Annotated in this window: 3 protein-coding genes; 1 reads left to right on the forward strand and 2 read right to left on the reverse strand. The window is 72.6% G+C overall.

Annotated elements, in window-relative coordinates:
• Positions 1-72 precede the first annotated feature (72 nt).
• Positions 73-1,254, forward strand: coding sequence for a pyridoxal phosphate-dependent aminotransferase (locus tag DQW06_RS13915; protein ID WP_013151299.1), 1,182 nt, complete (start codon positions 73-75; stop codon positions 1,252-1,254).
• Between the two features lie 44 nt (positions 1,255-1,298).
• On the opposite strand, the gene DQW06_RS13920 is transcribed toward DQW06_RS13915, so the two are convergent.
• Complete coding sequence (locus DQW06_RS13920; protein ID WP_117198590.1) at positions 1,299-2,726, reverse strand: APC family permease; 1,428 nt, start codon at positions 2,724-2,726, stop codon at positions 1,299-1,301.
• 250 nt (positions 2,727-2,976) lie between these two features.
• On the reverse strand, positions 2,977-3,639 hold the full coding sequence (locus DQW06_RS13925; RefSeq protein ID WP_013151301.1) for a GNAT family N-acetyltransferase: 663 nt from the start codon (positions 3,637-3,639) through the stop codon (positions 2,977-2,979).
• Between the last annotated feature and the right edge of the window lie 78 nt (positions 3,640-3,717).

A 3,717-nucleotide genomic window follows, 5' to 3' on the forward strand; every position in this document is an offset into this window, starting at 1 on the left:
CCTCCCGGGGGCCCGCCCCGTCGGCGTCCCCGCGTCTGGCCCGCCGACCGGGCGGGTGGATACGCTCGTCGGGTGGAAGAACCGCTGATCGAACGAATGCGCGTGTACGGCGAGACGGTCTTCGCCGAGATGACGCGGCTGGCCGTGGAGACCGGATCGGTCAACCTGGGGCAGGGGTTCCCCGACACCGACGGTCCCCGCTCCCTGCTGGAGGCCGCCTCCGGGCACATCCTGGAGGGGGTGAACCAGTACCCGCCCGGTCCGGGCCGTCCCGAGCTGCGGCGGGCGGTGAGCCGGTACCGGGCCCGCCACTACGGCATCGAGCTGGACCCGGACACCGAGGTCTACGTGACCGTCGGCGCCACCGCCGGGATCGCGGCCGCGGTGCTCGCCCTGGTGGAGCGCGGTGACGAGGTGATCGTCTTCGAGCCGATGTACGACTCCTACGCCGCCATGATCACGCTGGCGGGCGGGGTGCGCAGACCGGTGACGCTGCGGCCGGACCCCGTGTCCGGCCGGTTCACCTTCGACCCCGCGGAGCTGCGCGCGGCCGTGGGCCCCCGCACCCGGATGGTGCTGGTGAACACGCCGCACAACCCCACGGGGACCGTGTTCACCGCCGAGGAGCTGGAAGAGGTCGCGCGGGTGTGCCGCGAGCACGACCTGATCGCGTTCACCGACGAGGTGTACGAGTTCCTCACCTTCGACGGGCGGCCGCACGTGCCGCTGGCCACCCTGCCGGGCATGCGCGAGCGGACGCTGTCGGTGTCCTCGGTCGGCAAGATGTTCGCCGTGACCGGGTGGAAGACCGGCTGGGTGATGGGGCCCGAACCGCTGGTCAGCGCGGTGCGCACGGTGAACCAGTTCCTCACCTTCTCCGCGAACGGCGCGCTCCAGCTGGCCACGGCCGACGCCATCGACCAGGAGGAGGAGTGGGTCGCCGCCCAGCGCACCGCCCTCCAGGGCAAGCGCGACCGCCTGGTGGAGGGGCTGACCGGGGCCGGTTTCGAGGTGGACGCGTGCGAGGGCACCTACTTCGTCATGGCCGACATCCGTCCGCTCGGGTACGCCGACGGGGTGGAGGTGGCCCGCGCGCTGCCCCGGGAGGCCGGGGTGGCGGCGGTGCCCGCCCAGGTGTTCTACGACCATCGGGAGGAGGGCGCGCACCTGCTCCGGTTCGCGTTCTGCAAGAGGGACGAGGTCCTGGACGAGGCGGTCGCCCGCCTCTCCGGCTGGCACGCGCGCGGGCGGTAGGAACCCGCCGCCGTGCGCTCAACCGGAGCGCACGGCGGCGTCCGTCAGGCCCGCGGGCCCGGGCGCGAGCGCGCGTCCATCACCTCGACCAGGCGCCGCTCGGCGTCGGGGCCCGCGGTGATCCGGGGCAGACGCCACATCAGGGCGGCCCCGGCCACCCACCACACGAGCACCATCAGCCACTCGTTGGGCCAGCTCAGCGCCGCGGGCATGCCGGGCAGGTAGAGCAGGAGCAGCCCCACGGACAGCACGAGGGCCACCACGCCGACGGGGACGCCCGCCGGAACGGTGAAGGGCCGCTCCATGGCGGGTTCGCGGCGTCGCAGTACGAGGAAGCTGACCACCACCGTGACGAAGCCGACCACGATGTTCAGGCCGCCCGCGTTGACCAGCCAGCCCAGCATCGGCTCGCCGAAGAACGGGGACACCAGGGAGAGCGCGCCGACGAACAGCACGGCGTTGGACGGGGTGCGAAAGCGCGGGTGCAGGCGGCCGAACCAGGCCGGGAGCATCCGCGAGGCGGCCATGGCGTAGATGAGGCGGCTGCCGCCGATGAGGAAGGCGTTCCAGCTGGTGAGCAGGCCCGCGACGCCGCCGAGGACGAGCAGGTTGCCCATGGTCGCGCTGTCCCACATGGCGGCGACGGCGTCGGCGGAGGCCAGTTCCGAGTCCGCCAGTTCGGCCGGGCCCAGACCCGAGCCCGCCGTCAGCATGACCATCACGTACCAGGCGGTCGCGCAGAACACCGACAGCACCAGCAGGGTGCCGACCACGCGGTACGGGAGTCTGATCTCGGAGGCCGACTGCGGGATGACGTCGAAGCCGACGAAGAGGAACGGGACCGCGACCAGGACCACGAACATGCCCGGGGCGCCGCCGGTGAACAGCGGCCGCATGTTGTCCACGGAACCGCCGACGAACGCGCCGGTGACCATGGCGGCCCCGGTGAGCAGCAGGAACAGCACCGCGATGGTCTGGAAGACGCTCGCGGGCTTGATGCCGACGTAGTTGACGGCGGTCATCAGCACGGCCGCGGCCACGCCGACGGCGACCAGACCGGCGTGGACGTCGTACCCGGCGACGGTCCACAGGCGGCCGACCGCCATGTCGGGGAAGAGGTAGACGAGGGTCTGGGGGACGGCCACGGCCTCGAAGGCGACGACGGAGACGTAGCCCAGGATCATGGCCCAGGAGGCGGTGAAGGCCCCCTTGGGGCCGATGGCGCGCATGGCGTAGTGGTGCTCCCCGCCCGCGTGCGGCATCGCGGCGACGAGCTCGGCGTAGGCGAGGCCGACGAAGGCCATGATGACGCCGCCGATCACGAAGGCCAGCGCCGCGCCCGCGCTGCCCGCCGCGCTCACGAAGTCGCCCACCAGCACGATCCAGCCGAAGCCGATCATCGCGCCGAAGCCGAGGGCGAGGACGTCACCCCTTCCCAGCACCCGGACGAAACTCTGGCTGTTGTCGGACACGGGGTCTCCCAACGGTCGTGCCTGTGGTGCAGGACACACAAGCACGCGGCGGCGGTGAGCGGAAGGGCCTGTCGCGGAGGTTTTTGCTCCTGTTTCGCTTCCGCCACTCACACCACTTGCGTACCGGGGCGGCGTCCGGGCCCCGCCGCCGACCGGCGCGGACGTCCCACCCGCGAACGCGCGGTTCGGCGGTCGGACGCGGTGGGTGTTCCTGGCGGCCGGCCAGGCGTCCGTCCGTGAGCGCGGCCTCTCAGGACCGGGAGGCCGACGGGCTCCACACCATGGTCCGCTGGTGCACGTGCCCTCCCTCGAAGCGCACGCCCGGCACCACGGGGGCCGGTCCGTGGGGTTCGAACCCGGCCCGCGCGAAGAAGCGCACGGCACCGGTGTTCTCCACGAGGGTCTGCAGGTGGCAGCCGCGGGATCCCTGCTCGCGCAGCCGGTCCTGCCACTCGCGCACCAGAGCGGCGCCCACGCCGGTGCCGCGTGCCCGGGACTCGACGTTGACGTGCAGGTGGGCGGGCCAGCGCGGGTCCGAGAGCTCGCCCGCGGCGGGCCTGCGCCGGAGGGCGGACACCGCCGTGTCCAGCAGGGCCCGGGCGAAGAAGGCCGCCGGTCCTCGCCGCAGCGCGAGCCGGTGCTCCCGGATCGCGCGGTCCATGAGCTCGCTCTCCCCGGGCATCGCGGAGGGGTCGGGGCAGCCGGTCAGGTAACCCGCCATCCGTCCGTCGACCAGGGCGACCAGGAGTGATTCGGGCACGTGGTCCATGTAGGGATCCAGGTAGATCGCGGCCTCGGACGGCAGGTGCCCCCAGAGCGTTCCCGACGGCGACCCCTCGCCCGCACGGGCGAACAGCGCCCGCAGTTCGGCGCGGTCGTCCTCGCGGAAGGTCCGGATCTCGGTACTGGCCACAACGGCACCCCTCAACTGTGTATCAAATACAGTGTATAAGATACACAGTTCGGCGCCCCGGCCCAAAAGGGCCCCGGC

This window comes from Nocardiopsis sp. TNDT3 (assembly GCF_003427465.1).
GTDB lineage: Bacteria > Actinomycetota > Actinomycetes > Streptosporangiales > Streptosporangiaceae > Nocardiopsis > Nocardiopsis dassonvillei.